Source organism: Microtetraspora glauca (assembly GCF_040656155.1).
In the GTDB taxonomy this organism is placed as follows: Bacteria; Actinomycetota; Actinomycetes; order Streptosporangiales; family Streptosporangiaceae; genus Microtetraspora; species Microtetraspora glauca.
In genome coordinates this window covers 418,831-444,528 of the sequence record NZ_JBFALK010000004.1, presented here as the reverse complement: position 1 = coordinate 444,528, position 25,698 = coordinate 418,831, and the positions used below count along the sequence as shown (strand labels likewise).

The window sequence follows — 25,698 nt, the reverse complement described above, 5'->3', positions numbered from 1 at the left end:
CTCCCATTACTCGCCGGTCACCCCGGCGGCGGCACGGCACAGGTCGAGCACAGCGTCACCATACCGGTCCAGTTTGACCCGTCCTATCCCCGCTATCCGCAGGAGGTCGTCCTCGGAGACGGGCACCCGCTCGGCGATGGCCTGGAGCGTCACATCGGTGAAGACGACGTACGCCGGGACCTTCGCCTCCTTGGCGACGGAGGTGCGCCAGGACCTGAGGCTCTCCAGCAGCGCCTCGTCGTAGTCGGCCGGGCAGCCCACGCAGCGGCCCAGCTTCTGCTCCGCGGCCGTCGCGAGCGACTTGCCGCAGATCCGGCACTGGACGGGCAGCGCCGCCTTCCTCGCCGGGGAACGCCGCTCCACCGGCGGCGGGGTCGCCGTACGCGGGGACAGTCCTTCGAGGAACCGGGACGGCCGGCGTGACCTGCGGCCGCCCGGGGAGCGCGCCAGCGCCCAGGACAGGTGCAGGTGCTCGCGGGCCCGGGTCACGCCCACGTAGAGCAGCCGCCGCTCCTCCTCGACCTGCTCGGGAGTCTCGGCGTACACGATCGGGACCATGCCGTCGGTGAGCCCGACGAGGAAGACGGCGTCCCATTCGAGCCCCTTGGCGGCATGCAGCGAGGCGAGCGTCACTCCCTCGACCGGCGGCGCGTGCTGCTCCATCGCCCTGCGCTCCAACTCGGCGACGAAGGCCGGCAGGTTGGCGCCCTCGGCCGCCATGTCCTCGGCGAGATCGGCGAGGGCCTTGAGTGACTCCCATTTCTCCCGGGCCTTGCCGCCGCCGGGCGGCTCGGGCGTGAGACCGATGCCCGAGAGGATCGCGTGGACGCCCGGCGCGAGTGGCTCCTCGTCGTTCGCCGACCGGGCGGCCCCCCGCAGCAGGACCACCGCCTGCCGTACCTCGGGCCGCTCGAAGAACCGCTCGGCGCCGCGCAGCACGTACGGCACGCCTGACTCGGTGAACGCCTGCTCGTACGCCTCCGACTGGGCGTTGACCCGGAAGAGCACGGCGATCTCCCGGGTGGGGACGCCGTCGGCCATGAGCTTCTTGACGGTCAGCGCGACGCCGAGCGCCTCGGCCGGCTCGTCGTCGTACTCCGTGAACTCGGGCGCGGGCCCGTCGGGGCGCTGCGCGACCAGTTCGAGCCGGTGCGCCGAGCGCGCCATGACACGGTTGGCGAGCGTGACCACCTGCGGGGTGGAGCGGTAGTCGCGCACCAGCCTGATCACCTTGGCCGAGGGGTGCTCGACGGCGAAGTTCGTCAGGTAGTGCGGTGTCGCGCCGGTGAAGGAGTAGATGGTCTGGTTGGGATCGCCCACCACGCACAGGTCGTCCCGGCCGCCGAGCCAGGTGTCGAGCAGCAGCTTCTGCAGCGGGTTGACGTCCTGGAACTCGTCCACGACGAAGTAGCGGTACTGCTGGCGGATCTGGGCGGCGACCTCGCGGTGCTCGGTCATCACCGCGGCGGTCAGCTCCAGGATCGTCTCGAAGTCGATCAGGTTGCGGCGGCGGCGCAGGTCCTCGTACGCCTCGAAGAGCCGGGCCACCTCCTCGGGGGCGATCGGCGGGGTGCGCCGGGCCTTGAGCGCCGCGGCGGGGTAGTCCTCCGGCCCGATCTGGGTGACCTTGGCCCATTCGATCTCGCTCGCGACGTCGCGCAACTCGCCGCGGTCGGGGTTCCTCCTCGCCAGGCGGCACGCCTCGACCAGCAGTGGCAGCTTGGACTCCACGATCTGGGGCGTGTCCCCACCGATCACGCGCGGCCAGAAGTAGCTGAGCTGTCGCAGCGCCGCCGCGTGGAAGGTGCGCGCCTGCACGCCCGGCGCGCCGAGCCGGCGCAGCCGCTGCCTGAGCTCACCCGCCGCCCGTGTGGTGAACGTCACAGCCAGCACGCACTGCGGCTCGACCACCCCCGACGCCACGGCGTACGCGATGCGATGGGTGATGGCCCGGGTCTTGCCCGTACCTGCGCCGGCCAGCACGCACACCGGGCCGCGCACCGCCTCGGCGACGTCGCGCTGCTCGGGATCCAGTCCCGCGAGGACGTCCACGTAACGCTCCCAACATGCGATGCGGACGGATGAACTGGCATCATCCTTCCAGCAACTAACAGAGACAGCGTGGTTTCCCCACAGGGGGCGACCCTGGCTCCGGGGAGGAACGAGCGGTGCGAAGGACAGCGGTAGGTGTCGGATCCCTTGCCCTCGCTGCCGTTCTGCTCGCGCCGTCGGGTGCCGACGCCGCAGCGGACGACCCCACGCCGTCGCCCAGTCCCAGTCCGAGTCCCACGGCCACGGTAACCGCCACGCCGCTGTCCTCTGACACCACCGTCCGCACCTTCTCGTACGGCTCACACGCCCGGCAGCGGATGGACGTCTGGTGGCACTCCACGGGCGAGCGGCGCCCGGCGGTCTTCATCATCCACGGCGGATGGTGGTCGGGCGGCGACAAGAAGTACACGACCTCGATCAGCCGGAGCTACGCCCAGCTCGGCTATACCGTCATCACGATCAATTACCGGCTCTCCGGTGACGCCCCGTGGCCCGCGCAGCGAAGCGACGCGCTCGACGCGATCGCGACCGTGCGCAGGCACGCCGAGGTGTTCAACATGGATCCGGACCGCTACGTCGTGCTCGGTTTCTCCGCGGGCGGCCACATCGCCGCGGCGGTCGGCACGTACGGCAACGGCCTCCCGGGGCTGCGCGGCGTCGTGGGCGTCTCGCCCGTGATCTCGCCGCTGACCGCGTTCACCGACGGCGACGAGGGCGGGGACGCCTACCAGCGCAAGCTGCGCAAGGCCACGGTCGCCCTGGCGGGTGGATGCGGGCCGACCCAGTGCCCCAAGATCTGGTCGAGCATGGAGGTGGCGTTCCACGCGAGCGCGTCGGACGCCCCGATGCTGACCGTTCACTCCCTGGACGAGTTCGTGCCGCCGTACCAGAGCGAGCTGCTCAAGCAGGCGCTCGAGGAGGTCGGCGTGAAGATGACCATCCGGACGATGCCCGGCGCCCAGCACAGCGCGCCGCTCTACCGCGAGGTGGGCGTGGCCGAGGGCGTCCAGTCGTGGATCGCCGCGCGCCTGGCCAAGTGAGCCGCCCGAGCCGCACCTTCGAGCCGCATCTCTGATCCGCAGATCCGAGTCGAGGGTCGGGGCCGCACGTCTGGGCCGCAGGTCCGAGTTCGCCGGGCAGTGTGATCTGACCGGCATGCCCCAGCGGGAACATGAGCAGTGGTCGTCCGTGTTGTCAATGACTGCTCATGTCACACGAAGGGACGAAGATGGCGCTCACTGTCTACACGACGAGCTGGTGCGGCCCCTGTAAGCGGCTGAAGGGCCAGCTCACCCGCGAGGGGATCACCTTCCAGGAAATCGACATCGAGCGGCATCCGGACGCCGCCGAGTTCGTGATGAGCGTGAACAACGGCAACCAGGTCGTCCCGACCGTGGTGGCGGACTGCCACACCATGACGAACCCCTCGGTGGCCGAGGTCCGGCGGCACCTCACCGGCGCCTGCTGACCCGCCGCCGAAACCGGCACGCCCGCACGATCCCGGAACCGGAACGCCCGTAACGACCCTCGGAACCGGGGGGTCAGTGTCGATCCCGGAACCGACCGTCGTGTCGATCCCGGAACCGGACGTCGAACGGGTCAGTCGGTCTCGATCAGCGAGCCGTACCAGGTCTCGATGAGCCTGCGGGCGATCGAGACCTGGGGCGGCAGGCCCAGCTCCCCCGACCGCACGGCCGCGCTCAGCTCGTCCCTGGACCACCAGCGGGCCTCGGCGATCTCGTCGGCGTCCGGCCGGAGGTCGGTGGAGAGCGCCTGGGCGAAGAACCCCACCATGAGGCTGCGGGGGAACGGCCACGGCTGGCTGCCCATGTACCGCGGCGCGGCCGCGACGACGCCGACCTCTTCGAGGACCTCGCGCAGGACGGCCTGCTCCAGCGACTCGCCCGGCTCGACGAACCCGGCGAGCACCGACATCCGGCCCTCCGGCCACTGCGGCCCCCTGGCCAGCAGGATCCGGTCGGCCTCGTCGCGCACCAGCATGATCACCGCCGGGTCCACGCGGGGGAAGTGCTGGCTGCCGTCCTTGGGGCAGATCCGCATGTGGCCAGAGGCCGCGACGTCCGTACGGCTTCCGCAGCGCGGGCAGTGCTCGTGCCCGGCGTGCCACGCCTCCAGGGCGACGGCGTAGACGAACAACCCCGCGTCCCGGTCGTCGAGCAGCGCCCCCGCCCGGCGCAGGCCCATCGGATCGCCCGCCCGGCTCCCGGCGGTGAGCGGCGCCTTGACCGCGAAGTACGGCACGCCGGCGGCGTCCACGCCGAGCAGGTAACGCGGCCCTTCGGGAGCCTCGGCCGGTGACATCAGCGTCAGGCTCGCCTCGGCGCCGCTGCTCCGGATCAGGGTCTCGCCCTCGTGGACGAGAAGGACGCGGGTCGCGTCGTCGGCCCACACGCGCCGCAGCCAGTTCTCGTCGTTGCGCAGCGCGGCCGAGCGGTCGACGACCCCGCGCGACAGCAGCAGCGGACCCATGAGCACGTCAGTCGATTCCACTCGCCTATCTTTCCATTCGCCGCCAAAACGATCTCTCGAAGGCTAGGATGAACCGGGTTAGGTTAGCCTTACCTTCGGGGGTCACTGCGTGCGGCTGTACCTCACCTCGCTGAATCCGACCGACTCGGTCACCGGGGGGTTCCTGCCCGCGGCCGAGGCTCTGGGCTGGGACGTCACGATCCTGACCGACCACCCCGGCGGATATCCCGGGTTCGAGACCATCGAGACGGACGTCCGTGACGTCCGAGCGGTGATCGACACCATCGCCCGGCACCACGCGCCCGGCGCCATCTTCTCCAACTCCGACCACATCCAGGCGGAGACCGCCCTCGCCGCCGCGTACTTCGGCCTCCCCGGCAAGGACTGGCGCGCCTGCGTCACCGCCAAGAACAAGGCGCTCACCCGCCACCGGCTCACGCCGCTCGAGACCGTCCGGTCCGTACGGCTGACGCCCGGGGGCGGCCTCCCCGACGCCGTGCCGTACCCGGCGGTGGTGAAGCCCGCCATGGGTGTCGCCAGCGAGGACGTCGTCCTGGCGAGGGACGCCGAGGAACTGGCCGACGCCGTCGCCGGGATCAGGACGCGGCGGCCCGGCGAGGTCCTGGTGGCCGAGGAGTACCTCGACGGCCCCCTCCACACCCTCGAAACGCTCGGCGACGGCCGCACCCTGACCGTACTGGGCGGATTCCGCACCACGCTCGGCCCGCTGCCGCACTTCGTCGAGGAGCGGCTCGACTGGGATCCGGAGCCTCCCCCCGGCGCGCGCGAGCACGTGCTGGCCGCGCTGGCCGCGCTGGGCGTGGGTTTCGGCGCGTGCCACACCGAATACGTCGTCACGCGGGATGGGCCGCGGATCATCGAGGTCAACTACCGCGTGATCGGCGACAACTGCGACTTCCTCCTCGCCGACCTGATCGGCGTGCCGCTGTTCGAATGGATACTCCGGGTGCACGCGGGCGAGCCGCTGCCCGAACGGGGAGAGGCGACCGTCGCCGGGCACGGCGCGGTGGTGAGCCTCGTCGCCGACCGTTCCGGCGTGGTGGCCGCCGCGCCTCCGACGGGGGAGGGTCCGTGGGAGGGCCCGTGGGACGGACCTCGGGAACACGACGGAGTGCGCCTGTGGCATCGACCGCTGCGGCGGGTCGGCGAGCGCGTCGAGCTGACCCGCACCAACCGCGACTATCTCGGCCTGCTGCGCGCGGTCGGCCCGGACCGCGCGAGCGTCGACGCCGCCGTGGCCTCCTTCCGAGGCGGCCGGCCCTGGGTGATCGCATGAACGCGATACCCGGGCTCCACCCCGTGGGGCGGGAGCCGTACCTGGCGAGGAGGGTGCTGAACGCGCTGCTCCGCGAGGACTTCGCGGGGATGGCGTCCCGGCTGGAACACAGCAGGGACGGCGTGGCCCTCGTCCTCGCGTCCGGCCGGAGGGTACGGCTCGCGCCCGGCGGCCTGTTCCAGGACTTCTCCATCGCCCCCGGGGTGACGCTCACCCTGGCGGAGGTGCTGGAGACGCTGGAGGCGGTCGCCACGCCCGCCGACGCCCCGGGGGTCGCGGCCTTCGCCACCGAATGCCACGAGACCCTCGCCGCGCTGGAGCTCTACGACCGCCACGGGACGCAGGCGCCCGCCCGCGTACACGGCCCGATCCGGTACGAGGCGCTCGCGGCGGCCGTGGACCATCCCGTGTACCCGACCGCGCGCTGCCGCCTCGGCGTCCCGGCCGAGGGCCTGCTCGCGTACGCTCCGGAGTTCGCGCCCGCGTTCGACCTCCGCTGGGCCGCGGTTCCCCGGGACCGCGTCACGCTCTCCTCCGAAGCGGAAACCAGCCCTGGACTCTTCTTTCCCTGCATGGCCGAGGTGGGGCTCCCGGAACGGCTGGCGGACACGCACCGGCTCTTCCCCGTGCATCCGCTCGCGCTTCCCGTGGTCACCGGCATCGCCGGCGTCATCGTGGCGGGCCTGCCGTACCTCCGGGTCCGGCCCACGCTGTCGATGCGCACGGTCGTGGCCGGCGAACGGCTGCACCTCAAACTGCCGATCCCGACGAGCACGCTCGGGCTGCGGAACCGTCGGTCGATCAAGCCGGACACGCTGGGAGACGGCGCGCTCGCCGAGTCGCTGCTCCGCGAGGTGCTCAGCCGGGAGCCGGACCTGCCGGTGGTCCTCGCGGACGAGCAGCTCCACGGCCACGCGGGCCACGAGTACCTCGGCTGGATGATCCGCAGGCTGCCCCCCGGTGAGATCGTCCCCGTGGCGGCCCTGGCCGCGCCGGGTGTGCTGCCCGAGATCGCCGCCCGGTTCTACGCGGGTGATGTCCGGGCGCTCCTCCGCGACTACCTGGCCATCCTCTTCGCGTGGAACGTCCGGCTCTTCGCGCGGTACGGCATCGCGCTGGAGGCCCACCAGCAGAACCTGTCGCTGGTGTTCACGGACGGGACCATGCGGCTGATGGTGAAGGACAACGACGGGCTCCTCGCCGCCCCGGACCGTCTGGGCTCGGCCGGGCTCGCCGTACCGGCCTTCGCCGACGAGCGGATGCTGACCGACGACCCGCACTCCCTCGCTGACGTGTTCGTGACGATCACGTTGCATCTGGCCGCCGCGGCGATCGTGTTCGGGGCGGTCGAGGACGCGTCCGGGCTGGTCCGTGACGCGCTCGACGACGCGCTCTCGGAGTTCGGCGAGCACCCGATGGCCCGTCTGCTGCGGGCCAGGACCCTGGACGCGGCCCGGCTGGTCGGCAAGTCCATGGTCACCGCCGCGACCCTGGTGGACAAGGAACGGTCGGGAGCCAGGGACGTCAACAAGTTCTACGGCACCAGCGGGCCGAACTACCTCCGCTTCCCGCGATGAGCGCCGTGCCCGCGGCGGAGAACCAGCCGCCCGCCTCAGAACGTCCATCCGCGGGAGAGAGTCGCCCGTTCGCGGGAGAAGGCAGCTTGTTCATGGACGAGGACCGTCCGTTCGCCGAAGAAGGCCGCCCGTCCGTGGACGAGGGCCGTTCGACCGCCAGGGAGGACCGCCGCGCCGTCGCGGAGGCGGTGACGTTGGGCGCGCTGCTCCGTTGCTGCGTCCGCGAGGTGGCCGGGCCGCGCGGTCAGGTCTGGCCGGCCGGGCCGTACCTGCTGCTCCGGGTGGCCGGGACCCTGCTGCGCGCCCGAGTCCACGGCGGGATCGCACTGCGCTTCGACGGCCCGCCTGAGTGGCTCGCGGGCGGCGTGTGGCAGCCGCTCAGCTCCGAGATGCTGGTCAAGCTGGTCGAGCAGGAGCTCCCCGGCGGCAACGAGGAGTTCGCCGGGCAGGTGGCGAACAGCCGTGAGGCGGTCACGGCGCTGCTGCGCGCCCGCGAACGTGCCAGGCCCCCCGACGATCCGTGGCTCGCTTCGGAGCAGGCGCTGGTGGCGGGCCACCCCTTCCACCCCTCCCCCAAGGCACGCGCAGGTTCGGGCTGGCTGCGCTACGCGCCGGAGGCGCACGTGGAGTTCCCGCTCCGACTGCTCGGCGTACGCGCCGACCTGGTGGCCGGGCGGGGCGACACCGGCGCGCTGGGCCTGCTCGGCTCCGCACCGCCGGGATACGTCCTGCTGCCCGCCCACCCGTGGCAGCTCGACCTTCTCGCCGACGAACTGCGCGGCCCGCTGTCCGACGGACGGCTCGTCGATCTGGGAGACGGCTCCCGGCCCGTGGTCCCCACCTCGTCGGTCCGGACCGTGTACGACCCGGGCTCCGGGCTGTGCCTGAAGTTCAGCCTCGACGTGCGGATCACCAACTGCGTACGGAAGAACGCCTGGTATGAGCTGATCGGGGCGGTGGAGCTCAGCGAGCGGCTCGGCCCGGTGTTCGCGCGGCTCGCCGCGGACTTCCCGGGCACGCGGCGGCTGCCCGAGCCCGGCTACCGGTCGGCGGACCTCGGCGTCCGGTTACTCGAAGGGCTCGGCGTGATCCTCCGGCCGGGTCCGTGGGAGGTGTGCGGTCCGGGCGTCACCCCGGTCCTCGCCGGAGCGCTGGCCGCTGCCGTGCCGGGCACGGGGAACCGCTCCGGGGCCCACACCGGGCGTTTTCAGGGAGGGCACCCGGGAACACCGGCCTCGGCTCCGTACGGCGCGGCCGACCCCCTGGCCTGGTGGCACGCCTATGTGGAACGCGTGGCGCCGCCGGTGCTCGACGCGTACTTCACGCACGGGGTCGTCCTCGAACCCCACCTGCAGAACGTGCTGCTCGGGGTCGATCACCACGGCTTCCCCGTTGAAGCCATATTTCGGGACATGGAGGGGACCAAGCTCGTCAGGGACCGGCACGACGTGTCGGGTCTGCCCCCCGCGGTGGCCTCGGCGATCACCTACGACACCGAGCGCGGCTGGAACCGCGTCGTCTACTGCCTCCTGGTCAACCACCTCGCCGAGATCGCCGCCACCGTCGCCGACCACGCGGGCGGGGACACGCTGCCCCGGCTCTGGTCGATCACTAGGGACGTCATCGAGGCGTACGCCGCCGGCCACGGCTCGCCGCCCCTGCTGGCAGAGTTGCTCGCGGGCACGCCGCTGCCCGCCAAGGCCAACCTCGGCGTGCGCTGGGCCAGGGACGCCGACCGGTCCGCCGGATACGTCCCCGTGGCCAACCCCCTCGCCTGACGCCGGCGTTCGCCGGAGCCGCCGGACAGGGTCTCTTCACCCTGCGGTAGAGAGCCTTCTCCCGCCCTCCTTTCGAGCCGACCGGCACTGGAGCTGCCCGAGCCGTTCGGGATCAAGCTCGACACGTCACTGATCTTCGGCTGACTCCCGGGGGCACCCCGCCTCACGAATCCAGCTGGGGAATCCGGCGGATCAGGTCGGCCAGGCCCTCGGCGTCGAGCAGGTCGACCGGCCGCACGGTCTCGTTCGAGCGGACGTAGTGGAAGGCCGCCCCGACCTTCTCCAGCGGCACCCGGGCGAGCGACGCCCAGGCCAGACGGTACGCGGCGAGCTGGACGGCGGCGGTCCTGGCGGCCCTGCCCCGCGGTCGCTCACCGGTCTTCCAGTCGACCACCACATAGCCGTCGCCGTCGGTGAAGACCGCGTCCATGCGGCCACGGACCAGGCGATCCGCGATCATCGTCTCGAACGGAACCTCCAGGTCGAGCGGCTCCCGCCAGGCCCACACGCTTTCCTCGAACCGCGCCTGCAGCTCGGCGAGCTGGACGTCGGCGTCGGAAAGGTCATCGGACGCGCCGGGCAGCTCGAAGTCGTCGATCAGCCGCTGCTGCCCCCACCGGGACTCCAACCAGGCATGGAACGCGGTGCCCCGCCGAGCAAGGGGCGCCGGCTTCCTCGGCAGCGGACGCCGTACCTGCCGGGCCAGCGCCGACGGGTCCCCGGCCAGCGTGACGAGTGACGAGACCGAGAGCCGCGCGGGCAGATCGACGACCGCCGCCTCCCTACGCCGCTCGCGCTCCCTGAGCAGCAACTCGGTGTCACGTTCCCAGGCCCGCATCCGCTCGCCCCTGGCGGGCGTACGGTCGTCGACCCCTTCGAGCGCCCGTTCCATGGCCTCCTCGACCATGCGGGCGCCCTCCAGCACGGCGTCGCGTACGGACAGGGACGGCCAGGACGCCTCGGCGGGTTCGGCGAGCAGCGGGTTCTGCGCCGCGTCGCTCTCGTCCCAGTGCGTCACCGTGGCGCCCGCGTCGCGGATCTCGGTCAGGAAGTCGGAGGGTTCGAGCGGCTTCGACGAGGTGCCCCAGCGGTATCCCGACGCGATCAGCAGGTAGTGCGCCCGGGTCACGGCCACGTACGCGAGGCGGCGTTCCTCCAGCAGGTCACGGTCGCGGCAACGTTCGTCGAACTCGGCGATCGCGTCCTTGTCGAGGCCCGCGAGCTCCGGCAGGTCCGACACGTCGCCACGCAGCGGGTACGGCAGCTTGCGTGGGTTCTCCGTCCATCGAGAGTTGGTGACCGGTGTGGCGGGGAAGACGCTGCCCTTGGCCAGGCCGCCCTTCTGGGTGGTGATCTGCGACAGGCCGGGCACGACGACGACCGGCCACTCCAGGCCCTTGGACGCGTGGACGGTCATGAGCTTCACGCTGTTGGTCTCGCCGACCCGCCCGGCCTCAAGGCCGAACTCCTCGCTCTCCGCCGCCTTGAGGTAGGCGAGGAACGCGCCGAGCGTCGGGTCCTCCGCGTCGCCCGCGAACCGGGCCGCGGCGTCGAGGAACGCGTCGAGGTCGGCCCGTGCCGCCAGCGCGCTGCCGCCCCTGGCGGCCACCTCGACGTCCAGGCCGAGCCGCCGTTCGATCTCGATGATGAGGTCCGGCAGCGGCTGGCCCGCGCGGGCGCGCAACGATCTGAGCTCGCCCGCCAGGGCGGGCAGGCGGACCCGGGCCAGCGGCGAGAACGGCTCCAGCCACTCCGGCCGGTCGGGCAGCTCGTCGAGCGCGTCGATCAGGCTGCCACGCTCGCTCTCCAGGTCGGCCATCACCTGTTCCAGCGGGTCGTTCGCCCGCCTGCTCTCCTGGCTCAGCCGGCGGGCGAGGTCGCCGAGGACCTTCAGGTCGGCGGGGCCGATCCGCCAGCGTGGCCCCGCCAGCAGCCGCACGAGCGCGTCACCCGCCGTCGGGTCGTAGAGCGCGCGCAGCGTGGCCACGATGTCGGCCACCTCGGGGACGGTCAGCAGGCCGCCGAGCCCGACCACCTCGACGGGGATGCCCCGCGCTTCGAGGGCCCGGCGCAGGGCGGGGAACTGCGCTCGCTTGCGCGCCAGGATCGCCACGTCCCTGGCCTGCAGGGCGCGCCCCCGCTCGCCCTCGGCCCAGGGCAGGCCGTCGGGTGCCTGCTCCGCGCCGAGCGTCCTGGCGATGCCGTCCGCGATCCAGGCGGCCTCGTTCTCCGCGGTCTCGTGGAAAGCGCAGACGACCCGGCCGCGATCCACCCGGTTGGAGCCGGGCACGAGCACGGGCACGCTCCCGCGACGCCCGTCCCGCAGCGGGACCTGGATCTTGGCCGCCACGTCGAGCACCCGCTCGCCGTTGCGGAAGCTGACGGAGAGCTGACGGACCGGCGCGGGATCTCCCGCCGCCGTCGGGAAGTCCTCGGGGAACCGGGACAGGTTGCCCGCCGACGCGCCGCGCCAGCCGTAGATCGACTGGCACGGGTCGCCCACCGCCGTGACCGGGTGTCCACCGCCGTACAGGGCCCGAAGCAGGACGAGCTGGGCGTGGCTGGTGTCCTGGTACTCGTCCAGCAGCACGACCGAGAACCGTGACCGCTCCGACGCGCCCACCTCGGGGTGGTTCGCCGCGATCCGCGCGGCGAGGGCCATCTGGTCGCCGTAGTCGATGACCTCCCTGGCGCGTTTCACCCGTTCGTACGCCTCGGCCAGCGGCAGGAGCTGCTCGCGCACCGCCTGGGTCCGTACCGGCCGCTGCTGGGGCAGCGTGGCCTTCCCCGGCACGGCGGCGAGGCGTTCACGGAGCCACGCGCCCACCTCGCGGACGTCGCCCGGGCCGCGCAGATGCTCGGCCAACTCGCCCGCGAGCTCAAGGACCGCCGCGGTGACGCTCGGCGGCCCGAGGTCGACCAGGTCCATCGGGCCGTCGTACTGGCCGACGACACGCGCGGCCATCTGCCATGCCACGGCCGGCGTCATCAGCCGCATCGTCGGCTCCAGCCCCTCGCGGAGCGCGTGGTCGGTGACCAGCCGGGCGGCGTACGCGTGGTAGGTCGAGACGGTGGGTTCGGCGTCGAGCAGCTCGGCCGGGACCAGACCGGCCGAGGCGAGCCCGGCGAGGCGCCTGCGCACCCGGTCGGCCAGCTCCGCCGCGGCCTTGCGGGTGAAGGTCAGCCCGAGGATCTGCTCCGGCCGGACCAGGCCCGCCGCGACCAGCCAGACGACCCGGCCGGCCATGGTCTCGCTCTTGCCGGATCCCGCGCCGGCCACGACGACCATCGGCTCCAGGCCGGACTCGATCACGGCCGCCTGTTCGGGGGTGGGGGGAAGGATGCCGAGCTTCCCGGCGAGCTCGACCGGGCTCAGCACAGCTGACCTCCGCTGTCGTTGACCGGGCAGCAGATCTTCGCGGCGCAGGTGCGGCAGCCGTCGTTCACCTTGGCGACGAACACCTTCTCGGACATGCCGGCCGCGACGGTCGTGACCAGGTCCTCGGCCCAACCGGGATCCGCGTCCTCGCCGAGCGCTCCCTGCGCCTGCTCCTTGGCCTCGCCCTTGACACCCGCGGCCTTGCCCACCTGGACGAGCGCGGCCCCGCCCGGCTCGACCAGGCCGTGCCGCTTGAACGCGCCCAGCAGCGTGGCGAGCTGGTAGACCCCGAGCTGCGGGTGCCGGTCCAGCTCGCCGTCCTTGGGCTTGGTGCCGCCGGTCTTGATGTCGATGATGACGGCCCGGCCGTCCTTGTCCCGCTCGACCCGGTCCACCCGGCCCTTGATCTGTACGCCGGCGTCGGGCAGCGTCACCGTGAACGGCTCTTCCAGCGCGACGAGGTCGCGCTCGTTGTTCCTGTGCCACTGGAGGAACCGCTCGACCATCTGCTCGGCGACCTTGCGCTGCTTGCGGTTGAACCACACCCCGCCGAAGTCGAACTGCCCCCAGACCTCGTCCAGCCGCTTTCCGAGGTCCGGGTCGTCGCCCGTCGCGAGTACGGCTATCGCGTGGATGACCGTGCCGAGGCTCTGCGTCACGCTGGAGCTCCCGGCGCCCACGGCCGTCTCCAGGACCCACCGGAGTCCGCACTTGGTGAAGTTCTCCACCGCGGACGGCGAGACGCGGACGATGTCGTCCGGCCAGCCGAGCGGGCGGTCGTCGGACAGCGGGGTCAGCGCGTACCAGTCGTGCGGGCTCGCGCCCGGCACCCCGGCCCGGGCCAGCCGGGCGAGGTGCGTCGCGGCGCCCCGACGCAGCGCCTCCGGCTTCGTCGGGTCGCAGACGGCCGCGCGCAGGTCGGCGACGAGCGCGGGCATGCTGAGCCAACGCGCCTTGTCGTCCATGGTCACCGGCTCGGCGCCGCCGGGCAGCAGCTCGGACAGGAAGCGGGAGGGACGCTCGTCGGTGTCCTCGCCGCCGACCGCGGTCACGACCAGCCTGTGGCGCGCCCGCGTGGCCGCGACATAGAACAGCCGGCGCTCCTCGGCGAGCAGCTTGGAGGCGAGGGCGGCCGCGGCGGCGCCGGTGTCGAGCGCGGCCGTGTCCGGCGCCGTGCCTCCGGCCAGTTCGACGAGCGTCTCGATGCCGAGGACGGAACCGCGCAGCCGCAGGTCCGGCCACACGCCTTCCTGAACGCCGGGAACCACCACGACGTCCCATTCGAGGCCCTTGGACCGGTGGGCGGTCAGGATGCGTACGGCCTCGCCGTCCGGCGCCTGCTCCGCGAGCGAGTCGCCGGGGATCTCCTGCGAGATCAGGTCGTCGAGGAAGACCTCGGCGCCCGCCTTGGGCAGCCGGTCGACGAAGCGGGCGGCGTAGTCGAACAGGGCCACGACCCCGTCCAGGTCGCGGTCGGCCTGGGCTCCCCTGGATCCGCCGGACATGCTGGTCTCGGTCCATCGCTCGGCGAGCCCGCTGGCCTGCCAGATCGCCCACAGCACGGCCTCCGGCCCGTCTCGTACGGCGGAGCGCGCGATCTGGAGCAGCTTGGCGACACGCTCGGCGGGCGCGGCCACGTGCGGCTCCACCGGGATCAGCGTCTGAGGTTCACGGATCGCGGCCACGAGCAGCTCGTCCGAGGATCGGGGCTCGAACGGCAACGTCTGCTCGTCGGCGGCCTCGGCGTGCTCCTCCGCCCGCAGGGCGCGGCGCAGCCTCCGGACGCCGATCATGTCGGTGCCGCCCAGCGGGCCGGTGAGGAGTTCCTCGACGGTCGCCGCGTCGAGCGCGGGGGGCCGGACCGCGACCTTGAACAGGGTGATGAGGGGCCGTACCCCGGGCTCCTGGATGAGCGGCACCTCGTCGCCGCCGACGACGACCGGCACCCCCGCCGTGACCAGCGCGCGGCGCAGGACCGGGATCTGTCTGGCCGCGCTGCGCACGAGCACGGCCATCCGGGACCAGGGCACGCCGTCGAGCAGATGGGCCCGGCGCAGGGTGTCCGCGACGACGGCGGACTCCTGGCTGGCGCTGTCGGCGATCAGGACGCGCACGCCGCCCGGCTCCGCTCCGGTCACCGGCCGCAGGTCGCGATGGCCGGTGCGGGTGGCGGGAAGCCGCGCCGCGACCCGCCTGGACGCGTCGAGCAGTTCGGGGCCGCTGCGGCGGCAGACCCGCAGCGCGATGGCCGGCGCCTCGCGGCCGTCCAGGGTGCGGAACCGCTCCGGGAACCGGAGGATCGCCTGCACGTCCGCGCCACGGAACCCGTAGATGGACTGGTCGGGGTCGCCCACCGCAATCAGGTCGCGCCCGTCGCCCGCGAGTTGCTGGAGGACGAGTTCCTGCGCGGGGTCGGTGTCCTGGTATTCGTCCACGAACACGACGTCGTAGGCCGCGCGCTCGCGCCGCCGTACGTCGCCGTCGGTGAGCAGGCCGGCGGCCGCGCGAATCAGCTCGGCGTAGTCGAGCGAGGGCACCGGGTCGAGGTCGAACCGGTCCTGGTAGCGGTAGGAGAACAGCCCGGCGGCCTGCCAGTCCTCCCGCCCGTGCCGGCGTCCGAGCCGGATCAGCGCGTCGCCGTCCAGGCCGCGCTCCGCCGCCCGGGACAGGAAGTCGCGCAGTTCCTCGGCGAACCCGCGGGTGCCGAGCATCTCCCGCATCCGTGACGGCCAGTGCCGCGCGCCGTCCTCCAGTTCGCCGTGGAGCAGCCTGCGGACCTCCAGGAGCTGTTCCGGGCCGGTCAGCAGCCGGGGCGGCGGCTCGCCCGCCAGCACCGCCTCACGGCGCAGCAGCGCGTACGCGTAGCTGTGGAAGGTGAGGGCGAGTGGCGTCCTGGTCGTCCTGCGCATCCGGCCGGTGATGCGTTCCCGCAGCTCACCGGCGGCCTTGCGGCTGAAAGTGAGGACGAGGACGCGCTCGGGATCGACGCCGCGCCGTTCGATCCGGTCGACCACGGTCTCCACGATCGTGGTGGTCTTGCCCGTGCCCGGCCCGGCGAGCACGAGCAGCGGGCCGGACCCGTGCTCGACGACCGCGCGCTGGTGCTCGTCGAGAACGGGGGCAGCATGCCGCCCAACCGCCCCACGACGTACCAGCTGATAACTCATAACACGCCATTCCACCAGACCACGGGGACTGATCGTGCCCCGTTGGGCACAGGGTCAGGAGGAGAACACGTGATCGACGAGGCGGGCGGCGGCCTTGCCGTTGTCGTGCGGCGCGTAGGTGCGGACGAACGCGGCGTATCGGTCGGCGAGCTTCGCCGACACCGAGTCGATCGACCGCAGTGCCTCGACGACCTCCGGAGACGTCGCGAGCCGGAGTCCGGGCCGCTGCGACTCCAGGTCGAGGTAGAGATCGCGGGCCGAGCGGTAGCGGTCCAGGTCCGGCGTGAACAGCACGACCGGCCGCCCGCTCGCCACGAAGTCGAACATCGTCGAGGAATAGTCGGTGACCAGCACGTCCGCGATCAGGAGCAGGTCCGCGATGTCGGGATAGGTGGTCACGTCGATGGAGAACCCGTCCAGGGACGGCACGTGCGGGAACGCCTGCATCGCGTGACCGCGTACGAGGACGACGTGGTCGGCGCCGAGGGCGCGTCGCGCGTCGACGAGGTCCAGCTTCACCGAGGCGTTCCTGCGGTCGTAGTCGCGGAAGGTCGGCGCGTAGAGGACCACACGCTTACCCTCGGGGATGCCTATCCGGCGCCTGATCGCGGCGGCCGCGGGTTCGCGGTCCCCGGCCAGCACGTCGTTGCGCGGGTATCCGCTCTCGAGGATCTCTCCCTCGTAGCCGAACGCCTTGCGCATCACGGAGGAGGCCCAGGCGCTCTGCGAGACCAGGACGTCCCATCCGCGCACCTCGACGGCCTGGCGGTGCCAGACCGGCGGCCTCGGCTCGCGCCGCATGTGCGGCAGGTCGCGGCCGATGTGCTTGACGGGGGTGCCGTGCCAGGTCTGGACGCACACCTGGTCGTCACGGGTGCGGTACCACGGCGGCAGGAAGCCGTTGGACACGACGTATCTCGCGCGGGCCAGCGCCTCGTAGTGCTCCCGGCTGCCCTCCCTGACGACCTTGGGGACGATGTCCCCGCCGAGGCCGAGGTCGGCCGAGCCCGGCGGGACGAAGGCGCCGTCCCTGACGACCCAGATGTGCTCGCTGTCGTCGCCCCGGCGCAGCCGCTCCTCATAGATCGCCCGCGGGCTGTCGGAGTAGGACCTGCCGTCGTAGGAGACGTAGACCGCGGCCTCGCGCAGCGGCCGCGCCCGCTCCGCGGGGTAGAAGTTGCGGCTCAGCGCCCAGACTCCGGCCGCGCTGCGCTCGTCACCCGGCCGGTCCTCGGCCGCCACGAGCACGGGGACGTCGTAACGGGTCGCGACGAACCGGTAGACGCGGCCGTCGACGGTGCGCTGCTCCTCGTCCAGGGCGTCCAGCCCCGCGTGGTCGAAGCGGGTCGGGGCGATGGCGGGGCCGTGCTTGCCCGGCGGCGCGACCGACATGCTCCAGACGCCCTCGGCCAGCGGGACGGTGCTCCCGAACCTGGGCATCGCGCCGGGCGCGATCCGTACGGAGAACTCCTCGCCGTCACGCCGCAGGGGAACGCGGATGATCAGGCCGCCGCGGTGCCGCAACAGCAGGTCTCGCGGACCTGGATCGGGGTCGGGGTACGTACCGGTGAGGGTGAGCGCGTCGTCCTGCCACTCGGCCGAGGTGATCACGGGCAGGATCTTGTGCCCGGAGATGACCACCCGGTCACGCCGGTCGCCCTGGACGGTGATCTCACGGTCGCCGACGATGAGCCGGGTCTCCTCGCCGCCCTCCAGCATCACGGCCGCGGCGGGCTCTCCCTTGGGCTCGACCCACAACCGGCGCGCGTCGCGGTCCTTGAGCAGCGTCTGGACACCCAGCGCCAGCGTGAACTCGCTGCCGCCCTCGACCGGGGCGAACTCGGCGGCCATCCGGTGGCCGCCCACCCGGGCCTTGCCCCTGGTGACGGGATGCCCGGGGATGAAGCCGGTGAGCACGACGTTGTCGCCGTCCAGCCGGACGCGGGTCAGCTCGGCTCTCGTCGGCTGCAGGACCACCTGGAGCGACTTGTCGGACGTCCACACGGGGCGCACCCACCAGCGCGGCTTGACCTGCAGGCCGGCCGGGCGCTCGGTACGGCCGATGGCCGGGCCGCGGAGCGTGCCGGTCGCCCGGGCCATGCGGCTCCAGATCGCGATCTCGGCCCGCCAGGTGGTGGTGTCCTGGACCGTGTTGCGGCGGCGGAGCACCCGCTTGCCGCCGCGGACCACGGCCCGCAGGGCGGCCCGCCAGCGGAGCGAGAACGGGTGCAGTTCGGCGGTGAACCCCGCCCAGTCGTAGTTGCAGCCCGGCTCCTTGGCCGCGTGGGTGGCCTCCGGCCGGTAGACGCGGCGGGTCTTCAGCGTCACACGCGGCAGCCAGCGGGGGCCCTTGAGCACGACGGTCGCGTGGTTGAAGCGGCGGCTGCGCACGGACAGGCCGGCGAGGTAGGCGTGGCCGGTGATGCGCAGCCGGCCGCCGACCCAGGAGATGTCGTCGATCTGCGTCACCGGGACGAGGTCGGCCCTGCGCAGCCGGAGCAGCTTGTCGTCCACCTCGACGGGCAGGTCGGCGTACCACCGGAACCCCTTGCGGACCCGCCGGGACGGCTCGGCCGCGGCGGCGGCCAGCTTGGCCAGCGCGTCGCTCTCGGCCAGTTCCTCGGGGTCACGGGTCTCGACCAGGTGGTATCCGGCCCGGCGGCCGACCGGGAGGTCCCGCTTGACCCTGGGGTCCACCTCGGCGAGATAGGGGCGCAGCACCGAGATCGCCTCGCGGCGGCGCGCGGCTCCGCGCTTGGCCGCCGCGTCCAGTCGCAGTCCGAGCGGTCCGGCAAGCGCCTCGCGATCGACGCCGCGGCGCTCCGCCGGCCCGAGGCCCGCCTCCCGGACCAGGGCGACCAGCGCCCCTATGGACTCACCCCGGTCATAAAGCTCCTGAACAGCCCGCAATCGGTCGGCGACGGTGTCGCTCGTGGGCGCGGGTGTCATAGGGGAGGCACCACCCTTCGGAGACCGGTGTTCTAGAAATGGTAAGCGGTCAGCGAGCGCGTCCGTCCCATCGAGCGCGTCTCATGTCAGCTCGGTCTCCCCGGAGCGGCGTGCCCTCCTCGCGCCACCGGGTGAGGCACTCGCTCTCGTGCCCCGCGGGCGGGGATCCGTCCGCCCTGGGCACACGCCACCACGGAACGCCGCCGCCCCAGTGGGACAGGACGCGTCCCACCTGCCGCGGCCCACCCTCCCCCAGGTATTCCGCGATGTCGCCGTACGGCATGACCTTGCCGGGTGGGATCCGCTCGACCACCTCGAGCACCCGCTCGGCGTAGCCGCTCAGGTGCTCCATTCGGCCGGCCCGGCGGCGATGATCTCTTCCAGCTTCCCGAACTCGTAGCTCGACGTGCCGTTGATCTGCTCGACGATGCCGTTCCTGATGCCGTACGCCTCGCCGTCCTCGCCGATGAGGCTGGCGCCTACGAGATCGGAGAGCCGGGCCAGCTGGGCCACATGCCAGTCGGACCCCGGCTGGCCGGACAGCCGGCCCGACCAGGTCGCCACCGGATGCACGGCGTCGCCGTGCCACGCGAGAACCTCGCCGGCCTCCTGCGACCCGCGCAGCTCGTATCCGGCCTCCGCCGAGATCACGCTCGCGAGTTCGGCGTAGGCGAGCGGTGACTCCCGCTCGACGCGCAGCTCGTACCCCATGAGCCGCGACCTTAGCGAACCTTTGCCCCCGCCTGTGCCCGATAGTGCCGAGATCGGCCATACCGCAGCCGAAACGCAGCCGAACGGCCATCAACACGTGATCACCGGCGGGTGAGCACCACGACCGCCGCGACGAAGGCGCCGACGCCGAGAAGGACGCCGATGCCGTAGATCCAGAGCCTAACGGGATCCGGTCCCGGGCGCGCGGGCCCCGGGGTGAGCCTGCCGTCACCGAAGTGCAGATCCTCCTCCACCGGCACCGTACGGGCGTACCCGCCCAGCTCCCCCGCCCTGGCGAGCGCGGCCGCCGCGTCGACCACGCCGAAGCCGGTCTTCTTGTCGTATCCGGGCACCCCGCGGCGCGAGGTGGTGATGAGGGCGCGGGTCACCAGTTCGGGCTTGAGGTCCGGGTAGCGCGCCTTGATGAGGGCGGCGACGCCGGCGACGATCGCGCTGGCCGGGCCGCTGCCCGTCCTGTGGCCGTGCCGGCCGTCCGGGAGGGCCACGGGCAGGTCCACGCCGGGCGCGGCGACGAGCACCGACAGGTTCGTGCTGGTGGGGGCGTCCTTCCCGGCCGCGGCCACGCCGACGACTCCCGGATATCCGGCGGGGAACCGCCAGTAGTCCCCGCCGTCGCCCACGCCCGAGACGATCACCACGCCCCGGGAGAGCGCGTACGAGATCGCGTCGCGGTCCATCCTGCCCACGGCATAGGAGCCCGTGGGGACGCTGATGACGCTCGCCCCGTTGTTCGCGGCGTGCCGGATCGCCCGGGCGAGCGGGCTGTCGATCGCGGCTCCCGGCTCCGCCTGCGGATCGACGAAGTCGCCGGGCAGAGTCTCGGAGATCACGGGGATGGACAGGATGCGCGCGCGTGGCGCGACGCCCCAGGCGCCGCCGCCGCTCCCGTCGCCGGCGATCAGGGACGCCGTGGCCGTGGCCTCCCCCGGGGACGACTTCGCCCGGCCGAAGACGGTGCCGGTCATGTCGGGGCCCTGCTCGACCCGCCCTTTCAGCTCGGACGCGCCGCCGTCCACCCGGCCGTCGAGGACGGCGACGATCACGCCCTCGCCCTTGGTGACCTTCCACGCCTTCTCGGCGTTGACGGCGTCGAGCACCACGCGGTCGCCGCTTGGCGCCGCCAGGGCCGGGGCAGCGGACACGACCGACAGGACGGGCAGGACCGACAGGACGGCGGCGCACCGCGCCGCGCGCCTCAGCACACGTTCCCCTGGGTGCAGCGTGGGACGTCGGGCGGCTCGGCCAGGGAACGCGCGATGCGCGCGGCGATCGACTGCGCGACCGGCCACATCTCGCTGTTCAACTGCTCCTCCGGGGACACGGAGTCACGGGTTCGACCGTCGGTGTACCCCACGGAGGAGAAGACGATGTACGGCCCGGCCCCCACCCAACCCGTACGCTGCCGCTGCGCCGCGCCGAAGAGGTCGGTCACCGTGTTCGGGAAGGCGACCGGCCGCACGCCGACCCGGTCGTCCTGCGGCAGCTTGGCGGAGGCGTCCACCCTGGTCTGCTCGTCGCGGAGCACCGCCACGCCGACCGTGACGGCGAAAGTCGCCGTCTGGTCCACGTACGTCGCCCGCAGCATGGTGACACAGCGGTATCTGCGCAGGACGGAGGCCACGGGCGCGTCGACCGCGGCAGTGCAGGCGCTCTCGGGCGCGATCCCGACCCGGCGGGCGAACTGCTGCGCGCGGCCCAGCCCGGCGTATTCGAGCTCCTCGGGGAAGACCATCCCGACCGGCCAGGCCCGCCATCGGCGGGCGACGTCCTCCTGGGCGTATCTGGCCCGCTCGGCGCCGGTCAGCGGGCGTGAGCGCGTCTCCCGCAGCACGCCGACCGCCCCGAGCAGAACGTTCACGGCGGCGACGGCGAGGACGACGCCCATGATGGCGACGTACGTCGAGCGGAGCCTGACGCCGCGCGCCAGCTCGGCCCGCGCCGCGGCCGCCTGGGCCGCCTCCGCCCTCCGCGCGGACGCGGGCCAGCGGTGCGCGCGGGGACGTTTCCCCGGCTGGTCGGGCGACATACCTCGATGCTACGTCTGAGGCTCCGTACGCCAAGGAGCAGGCGGAACCAGGGTGTCGTCGTCCTCACGCCTGGCCCGCCGTACGAGAAGGACCAGGACGACCAGGCCGGTGCCGGCACCGATGAGGCCGCCGATCGCGACGGCGGCGTAGACGACGATGGCCCGCTGGTCGCGCCGCACCACCGCCACCGGTTCGGGATCGCGCTCCTTCGCGCCGATCTTCCGGGAGGGGTCCTGCACGCCCGGTCCCGACGCCGTGGCCCGGTGCCGGGCGAGCGCCGCCGCCGTCGTCAGGGCCCGGTTCGCGTTGACCACACCGAATCCGGTGCCGGTGTTGTACCTGTTCCGGGTGGAAGTGGATGAGGTGAGTGCCTGCGCGACCAGGGCGGGTGACATCCGTGGATGGCGCGCCTTGATCAGCGCGGCGACGCCGGAGACCAGGGCGGTCGCCTGGGAGGTGCCGCGGCCCACCCAGTATTCGTCGCCCGGACCGGCGCCGAGGATGTCCACGCCGGGCGCGGCGACCATGACCGAGGAGTTCCGGTTGGAGAACGACGCCCGGCGCAGGGCGGGCGTGACCGCGGCCACCGAGATGACGCCGGGGATGGCCGCCGGATAGGAGTAGGGGGCGTCGCGCTTCCCCGCTCCCTCGTTGCCCGCCGCCGCGACCAGGACCACGCCCTTGGAGATGGCGTAACGGATGGCGTCCCGCTCCTCCTCGGTCGGCAGGTCCTTCGAGATCGACAGGTTGATCACGTCGGCGCCGCGGTCCACGGCGTACCTGATGCCCTTGGCGACCACGCCCTCGTAGCGCACATCGGAGTTGAACGTCCGGAAGCCGGGTTCCTCGTCTTCGAGGATCACCCGCACGGAGAGGATCCTCGCGTCCGGCGCGACACCGATCACGCCGTCCTCGCGCCCGGGGCCGTGCCCGTGTCCCGCGATCAGGGACGCCATGTACGTGCCGTGCAGGCGGGTGGGGGCGACACCTCTGGGGTTCGCGCCCACCGTGAAGTCCTTGCCGATGACCACCGATCCGGCGAGGTCCCGGTGCCGGGGGTCCACTCCGGAGTCGAGGACGGCCACGGTGACGCCCTCGCCCTTGGTGTGGCGCCACGCCTCGGCGAGGTCCAGGGTCCGCAACACGGGGTGCTGGCTCGCCCGCACGTCGTCGGCGCGCGCCGTACCGGGAAGCAGGGCGACCGTGAGCGCGGCGAGCACGGCCAGGACGCGCGGCCTCAGCATCGCCACTCCTTCGCCTCGCAGTCGGGGGCGGCGGGCGCGGTGAGCGCCGTCGCGATCTGGGCGGCCAGATCGCCGGTGAAGGTGAAGATGGTGGGCCGCTGCTTGCCCACCCAGCGCGCCGGCCGCCCGTCCACCTGCCCGACCGTGGTCAGGATGACGTACGGCCCGGCCTGCCTGGCCGTACCGGCCTGGCGGCTGGCGGCGCTGAACCGGTCGGTCACAGTTCCGGGGAAGGCGAGGGCGCGCAGCCCCGGTGAGGGTTTCCCGCCCTTGGGGAACGCTGCCTCGGCGGCGGAGGCGGAGACGGAGTCGGGGAACGCGGCGACGCCGACGGTGATGACGATTCCCTGGAGGGCGTCGAGGTAGGTGGCGCGCAGGACCGCCCGGCATCCGGCGGCGCGGATCGGGGCGCGGAGGGGGGCGTCGACGGAGGCGGCACAGTCGGTACGTGAGGAGACGCCGACTCTTCTGGCCTTCTCGCGGCCGCCCTGCTCGCCGGTGTAACCGAGGGTCGCGGGGAAGATCCGGCCCGCGGGCCAGAGCTCCCAGCGGCGGGCCACCTCGGCGGCGGACGCCTGCCGCAGCTCTCCGGCGCTCGGGCCCCTGGTGAGCTCGCCGGCCGCCGCGCTCCCCGCGACTCCGGCGATGATCACGCAGATCACGGTGAGTGCGGACGCCACCATCAGCGCCGGCCACGTCCGTGTCCCACTCACGTCAGCGACCTTAACCCCACCCAGGCATAAATCCTTCAAAAAGACGAAACGACCACACCGCGGCCGCCGTCCTGATCATGAGGACGGCGGCCGGGCGAGTGGCCGTCAGTAGGTGGGAAGCGAGGGGTCGACCGTCTTGATCCAGCTGAGCACGCCGCCGCCGACGTGGACGGCGTCGGCGAAGCCGGCGTTCTTGAGGATCGCGAGGACCTCGGCCGACCGGGCGCCGGACTTGCAGTGCAGGACGATCTTCTTGTCCTGCGGCAGGCCCTCCAGAGCCGAGCCGTTGATGAACTCGCCCTTGGGGATCAGCACGGCGCCGGGGATGTTGACGATCTCGTACTCGTTCTGCTCGCGGACGTCGATCACGTAGATGTCGTCGCCGCGCTCCTTCATGTCCCTGAGCTCGGCCGCGGTGATCGTCGAGCCGAGAGCGGCCTCCTGGGCCTCGTCGGAGATGGTGCCGCAGAACGCCTCGTAGTCGATCAGCTCGGTGATCGTGGGGTTCTTGCCGCAGAGCGGGCACTCGGGGTCCTTGCGGACCTTGACGTCGCGGTACTTCATCTCCAGCGCGTCATAGATCATCAGACGGCCGACGAGCGGCTCGCCGATGCCGGTGATGACCTTGATGGCCTCGTTGACCTGGATGGAGCCGATCGACGCGCACAGCACGCCGAGGACGCCGCCCTCGGCGCAGGAGGGAACCATGCCGGGAGGCGGGGGCTCCGGGTAGAGGCAGCGGTAGCAGGGGCCGTGCTCGGCCCAGAACACGCTGGCCTGCCCGTCGAAGCGGTAGATGGATCCCCAGACGTACGGCTTGCCGAGCAGCACCGCGGCGTCGTTGACCATGTAACGCGTGGCGAAGTTGTCGGTGCCGTCCACGATCAGGTCGTAGCCGGAGAAGATGTCCATCACGTTGTCGGTGGTGAGGGCCACGTTGTGGATCACCACGTTGACGAGCGGGTTGATCTCGCGGACGCTCGCCGCTGCGGAGTCGGCCTTCAGGCGGCCCACGTCGGACTGCCCGTGGATGACCTGCCGCTGCAGGTTCGACTCGTCCACGACGTCGAAGTCGATGATGCCCAGCGTGCCGACGCCCGCCGCGGCGAGGTACAGCAGCGCCGGGGAACCCAGGCCACCGGCGCCCACACAGAGCACCTTGGCGTTCTTGAGCCGCTTCTGCCCGGCCATCCCGACGTCGGGGATGATCAGGTGGCGCGAATAACGGCGCACCTCGTCGACGGTCAGCTCTGCTGCCGGCTCTACCAGTGGTGGCAACGACACAGTCCCACTCCCATTTCAGGGGGTCATCACAAGCATCTAGTGACAACCTAGCCGGGGGCCTCCGGCATTCCCCAATCGAGAGGTCAACCGGCGTGGACGCGCGCCTCGGCGAGCAGGCGCCTGGCCTCGCGCGCCACGATCTCGGGAAACTCCATCTGGGCGACGTGCCCGGCGTGCCGGATGGTGACGAGACGCACATCGGGGAACGTCCGCCCGGCGCGCGTCGCCATCCGGGCGTCGACCAGCCGGTCACGCCGGCCGTGGATGACCAGCGTGGGCGCCGTCACCCGCGCGGCCTGCCGCCACAGGTTCTCCGGGCCGGTACGGAAGTACTCGCCGACGATGCCCCTGGCGGAGCCGACCAGCGCCTGGCCGGCGTGGGCCAGCGCGTCCCGCCGCCGCACTTCTTCGACCGCGAGCCTCAGGCGTTCGGGATGGACCCTGCGCAGGTCCGCGTAACACATGCCGAGGGTCGCCTGCACCCTGCGCTCGGCGGGGACCGTGCTCAGCCGCCGGACCGCCCATTCTCCGAGGCGCGGCGCCGCGGAGACGGCCACGCGGGCCGGGCCGTACCGGGGAAGCAGGTCGGGCAGCGCCGGTGACACCAGCACGAGCGACCTGACCAGCTCTGGCCGGGTGGCCGCGACGCGTACGGACACGGCGCCGCCGAGCGAGTTGCCGAACAGGTGGACCGGGCCGCCCAGGTGCTCGATGAGCGCGATGACCGCACGGGCGTGGCCGTCCACGGAGTAGTCCCCGTCCGCGGGCGCCGGCGAGTAACCCGCGCCGGGCAGGTCGAGCGCCCATCCGGTGACCTCGCCCGCCAACTCGCCCATCAGGTCGGTCCAGTTCGTCGCGGAGCCCGCCAGGCCGTGGACGAAGACCCCGGCCTCGGCCGGGCCACGGGGAGTGGACCGCACGTGGATCCGCGTGTTCCCCAGCTCGATCAGCTCGCCCGGCCAGTCCGGAATCGGCTCGACACCCACGCGACCTCCCCTGTTCGCCCGCC

The 25,698-nt window shown here is 72.6% G+C and carries 18 protein-coding genes; 5 read left to right on the top strand and 13 right to left on the bottom strand.

Features of this window, described 5'->3' with window-relative positions; genetic code table 11:
- Positions 1-6 precede the first annotated feature (6 nt).
- A complete protein-coding gene (locus AB0I59_RS11040) occupies positions 7-2,052 on the bottom strand; it encodes an ATP-dependent DNA helicase UvrD2 (protein ID WP_061259271.1) in 2,046 nt (681 codons plus the stop codon).
- Positions 2,053-2,168: 116 nt separating this feature from the next.
- Here AB0I59_RS11040 and AB0I59_RS11035 point away from each other — a divergent pair, with 116 nt between their 5' ends.
- Together AB0I59_RS11035 and AB0I59_RS11030 are read left to right on the top strand one after the other, a co-directional pair.
- A complete protein-coding gene (locus AB0I59_RS11035) occupies positions 2,169-3,092 on the top strand; it encodes an alpha/beta hydrolase (protein ID WP_061259272.1) in 924 nt (307 codons plus the stop codon).
- Between the two features lie 188 nt (positions 3,093-3,280).
- The gene (locus AB0I59_RS11030) at positions 3,281-3,520 is read left to right on the top strand and encodes a mycoredoxin (RefSeq protein WP_228645803.1); all 240 of its coding nucleotides are present in this window, start codon (positions 3,281-3,283) and stop codon (positions 3,518-3,520) included.
- A gap of 131 nt (positions 3,521-3,651) precedes the next feature.
- Here AB0I59_RS11030 and nudC read toward each other — a convergent pair whose 3' ends face one another.
- On the bottom strand, positions 3,652-4,563 hold the full coding sequence (nudC, locus tag AB0I59_RS11025) for an NAD(+) diphosphatase (RefSeq protein WP_358132014.1): 912 nt from the start codon (positions 4,561-4,563) through the stop codon (positions 3,652-3,654).
- Positions 4,564-4,651: 88 nt separating this feature from the next.
- Here nudC and AB0I59_RS11020 point away from each other — a divergent pair, with 88 nt between their 5' ends.
- The 3 genes from AB0I59_RS11020 to AB0I59_RS11010 all read left to right on the top strand — a co-directional run bounded on the left by AB0I59_RS11020 (position 4,652) and on the right by AB0I59_RS11010 (position 9,194).
- The gene (locus AB0I59_RS11020; RefSeq protein ID WP_061259274.1) at positions 4,652-5,839 is read left to right on the top strand and encodes a siderophore biosynthesis protein; all 1,188 of its coding nucleotides are present in this window, start codon (positions 4,652-4,654) and stop codon (positions 5,837-5,839) included.
- Entirely contained in the window at positions 5,836-7,416 is a 1,581-nt protein-coding gene (locus tag AB0I59_RS11015; RefSeq protein WP_358132012.1) for an IucA/IucC family protein, read from the top strand. Before AB0I59_RS11020 ends, AB0I59_RS11015 begins: the two co-directional genes overlap by 4 nt.
- Positions 7,417-7,508: 92 nt before the next feature.
- Complete coding sequence (locus AB0I59_RS11010) at positions 7,509-9,194, top strand: IucA/IucC family protein (RefSeq protein ID WP_358132010.1); 1,686 nt, start codon at positions 7,509-7,511, stop codon at positions 9,192-9,194.
- Between the two features lie 163 nt (positions 9,195-9,357).
- On the opposite strand, the gene AB0I59_RS11005 is transcribed toward AB0I59_RS11010, so the two are convergent.
- The 11 genes from AB0I59_RS11005 to AB0I59_RS10955 all read right to left on the bottom strand — a co-directional run bounded on the left by AB0I59_RS11005 (position 9,358) and on the right by AB0I59_RS10955 (position 25,675).
- A complete protein-coding gene (locus AB0I59_RS11005; protein WP_082777369.1) occupies positions 9,358-12,573 on the bottom strand; it encodes an ATP-dependent helicase in 3,216 nt (1,071 codons plus the stop codon).
- Entirely contained in the window at positions 12,567-15,740 is a 3,174-nt protein-coding gene (locus tag AB0I59_RS11000; RefSeq protein WP_358132008.1) for an ATP-dependent helicase, read from the bottom strand. Before AB0I59_RS11000 ends, AB0I59_RS11005 begins: the two co-directional genes overlap by 7 nt.
- Before the next feature lie 54 nt (positions 15,741-15,794).
- Positions 15,795-18,689 (bottom strand): CDP-glycerol glycerophosphotransferase family protein, encoded by a 2,895-nt coding sequence (locus tag AB0I59_RS10995; RefSeq protein ID WP_358132006.1) that lies wholly within the window; start codon positions 18,687-18,689, stop codon positions 15,795-15,797.
- 49 nt (positions 18,690-18,738) lie between these two features.
- Entirely contained in the window at positions 18,739-19,041 is a 303-nt protein-coding gene (locus tag AB0I59_RS10990) for an MGMT family protein (protein WP_358132004.1), read from the bottom strand.
- A complete protein-coding gene (locus tag AB0I59_RS10985) occupies positions 19,029-19,400 on the bottom strand; it encodes a hypothetical protein (RefSeq protein WP_061259280.1) in 372 nt (123 codons plus the stop codon). Before AB0I59_RS10985 ends, AB0I59_RS10990 begins: the two co-directional genes overlap by 13 nt.
- A gap of 101 nt (positions 19,401-19,501) precedes the next feature.
- Positions 19,502-20,623 (bottom strand): S8 family serine peptidase, encoded by a 1,122-nt coding sequence (locus AB0I59_RS10980; protein ID WP_358132002.1) that lies wholly within the window; start codon positions 20,621-20,623, stop codon positions 19,502-19,504.
- Positions 20,617-21,447, bottom strand: coding sequence for a hypothetical protein (locus AB0I59_RS10975; protein WP_358132000.1), 831 nt, complete (start codon positions 21,445-21,447; stop codon positions 20,617-20,619). The genes AB0I59_RS10980 and AB0I59_RS10975 overlap by 7 nt, the downstream gene beginning before the upstream one ends.
- A gap of 9 nt (positions 21,448-21,456) precedes the next feature.
- Positions 21,457-22,692, bottom strand: a complete 1,236-nt coding sequence (locus AB0I59_RS10970) for a S8 family peptidase (protein ID WP_358131998.1) — start codon at positions 22,690-22,692, stop codon at positions 21,457-21,459.
- Positions 22,686-23,405, bottom strand: coding sequence for a hypothetical protein (locus AB0I59_RS10965; protein WP_358131996.1), 720 nt, complete (start codon positions 23,403-23,405; stop codon positions 22,686-22,688). The genes AB0I59_RS10970 and AB0I59_RS10965 overlap by 7 nt, the downstream gene beginning before the upstream one ends.
- Before the next feature lie 105 nt (positions 23,406-23,510).
- Positions 23,511-24,689 carry an adenylyltransferase/sulfurtransferase MoeZ gene (moeZ, locus tag AB0I59_RS10960; protein ID WP_061259285.1) on the bottom strand — a complete coding sequence of 393 codons (1,179 nt, stop codon included), beginning with the start codon at positions 24,687-24,689 and terminating at the stop codon, positions 23,511-23,513.
- 83 nt (positions 24,690-24,772) lie between these two features.
- Positions 24,773-25,675, bottom strand: coding sequence for an alpha/beta fold hydrolase (locus AB0I59_RS10955; protein ID WP_061259286.1), 903 nt, complete (start codon positions 25,673-25,675; stop codon positions 24,773-24,775).
- Between the last annotated feature and the right edge of the window lie 23 nt (positions 25,676-25,698).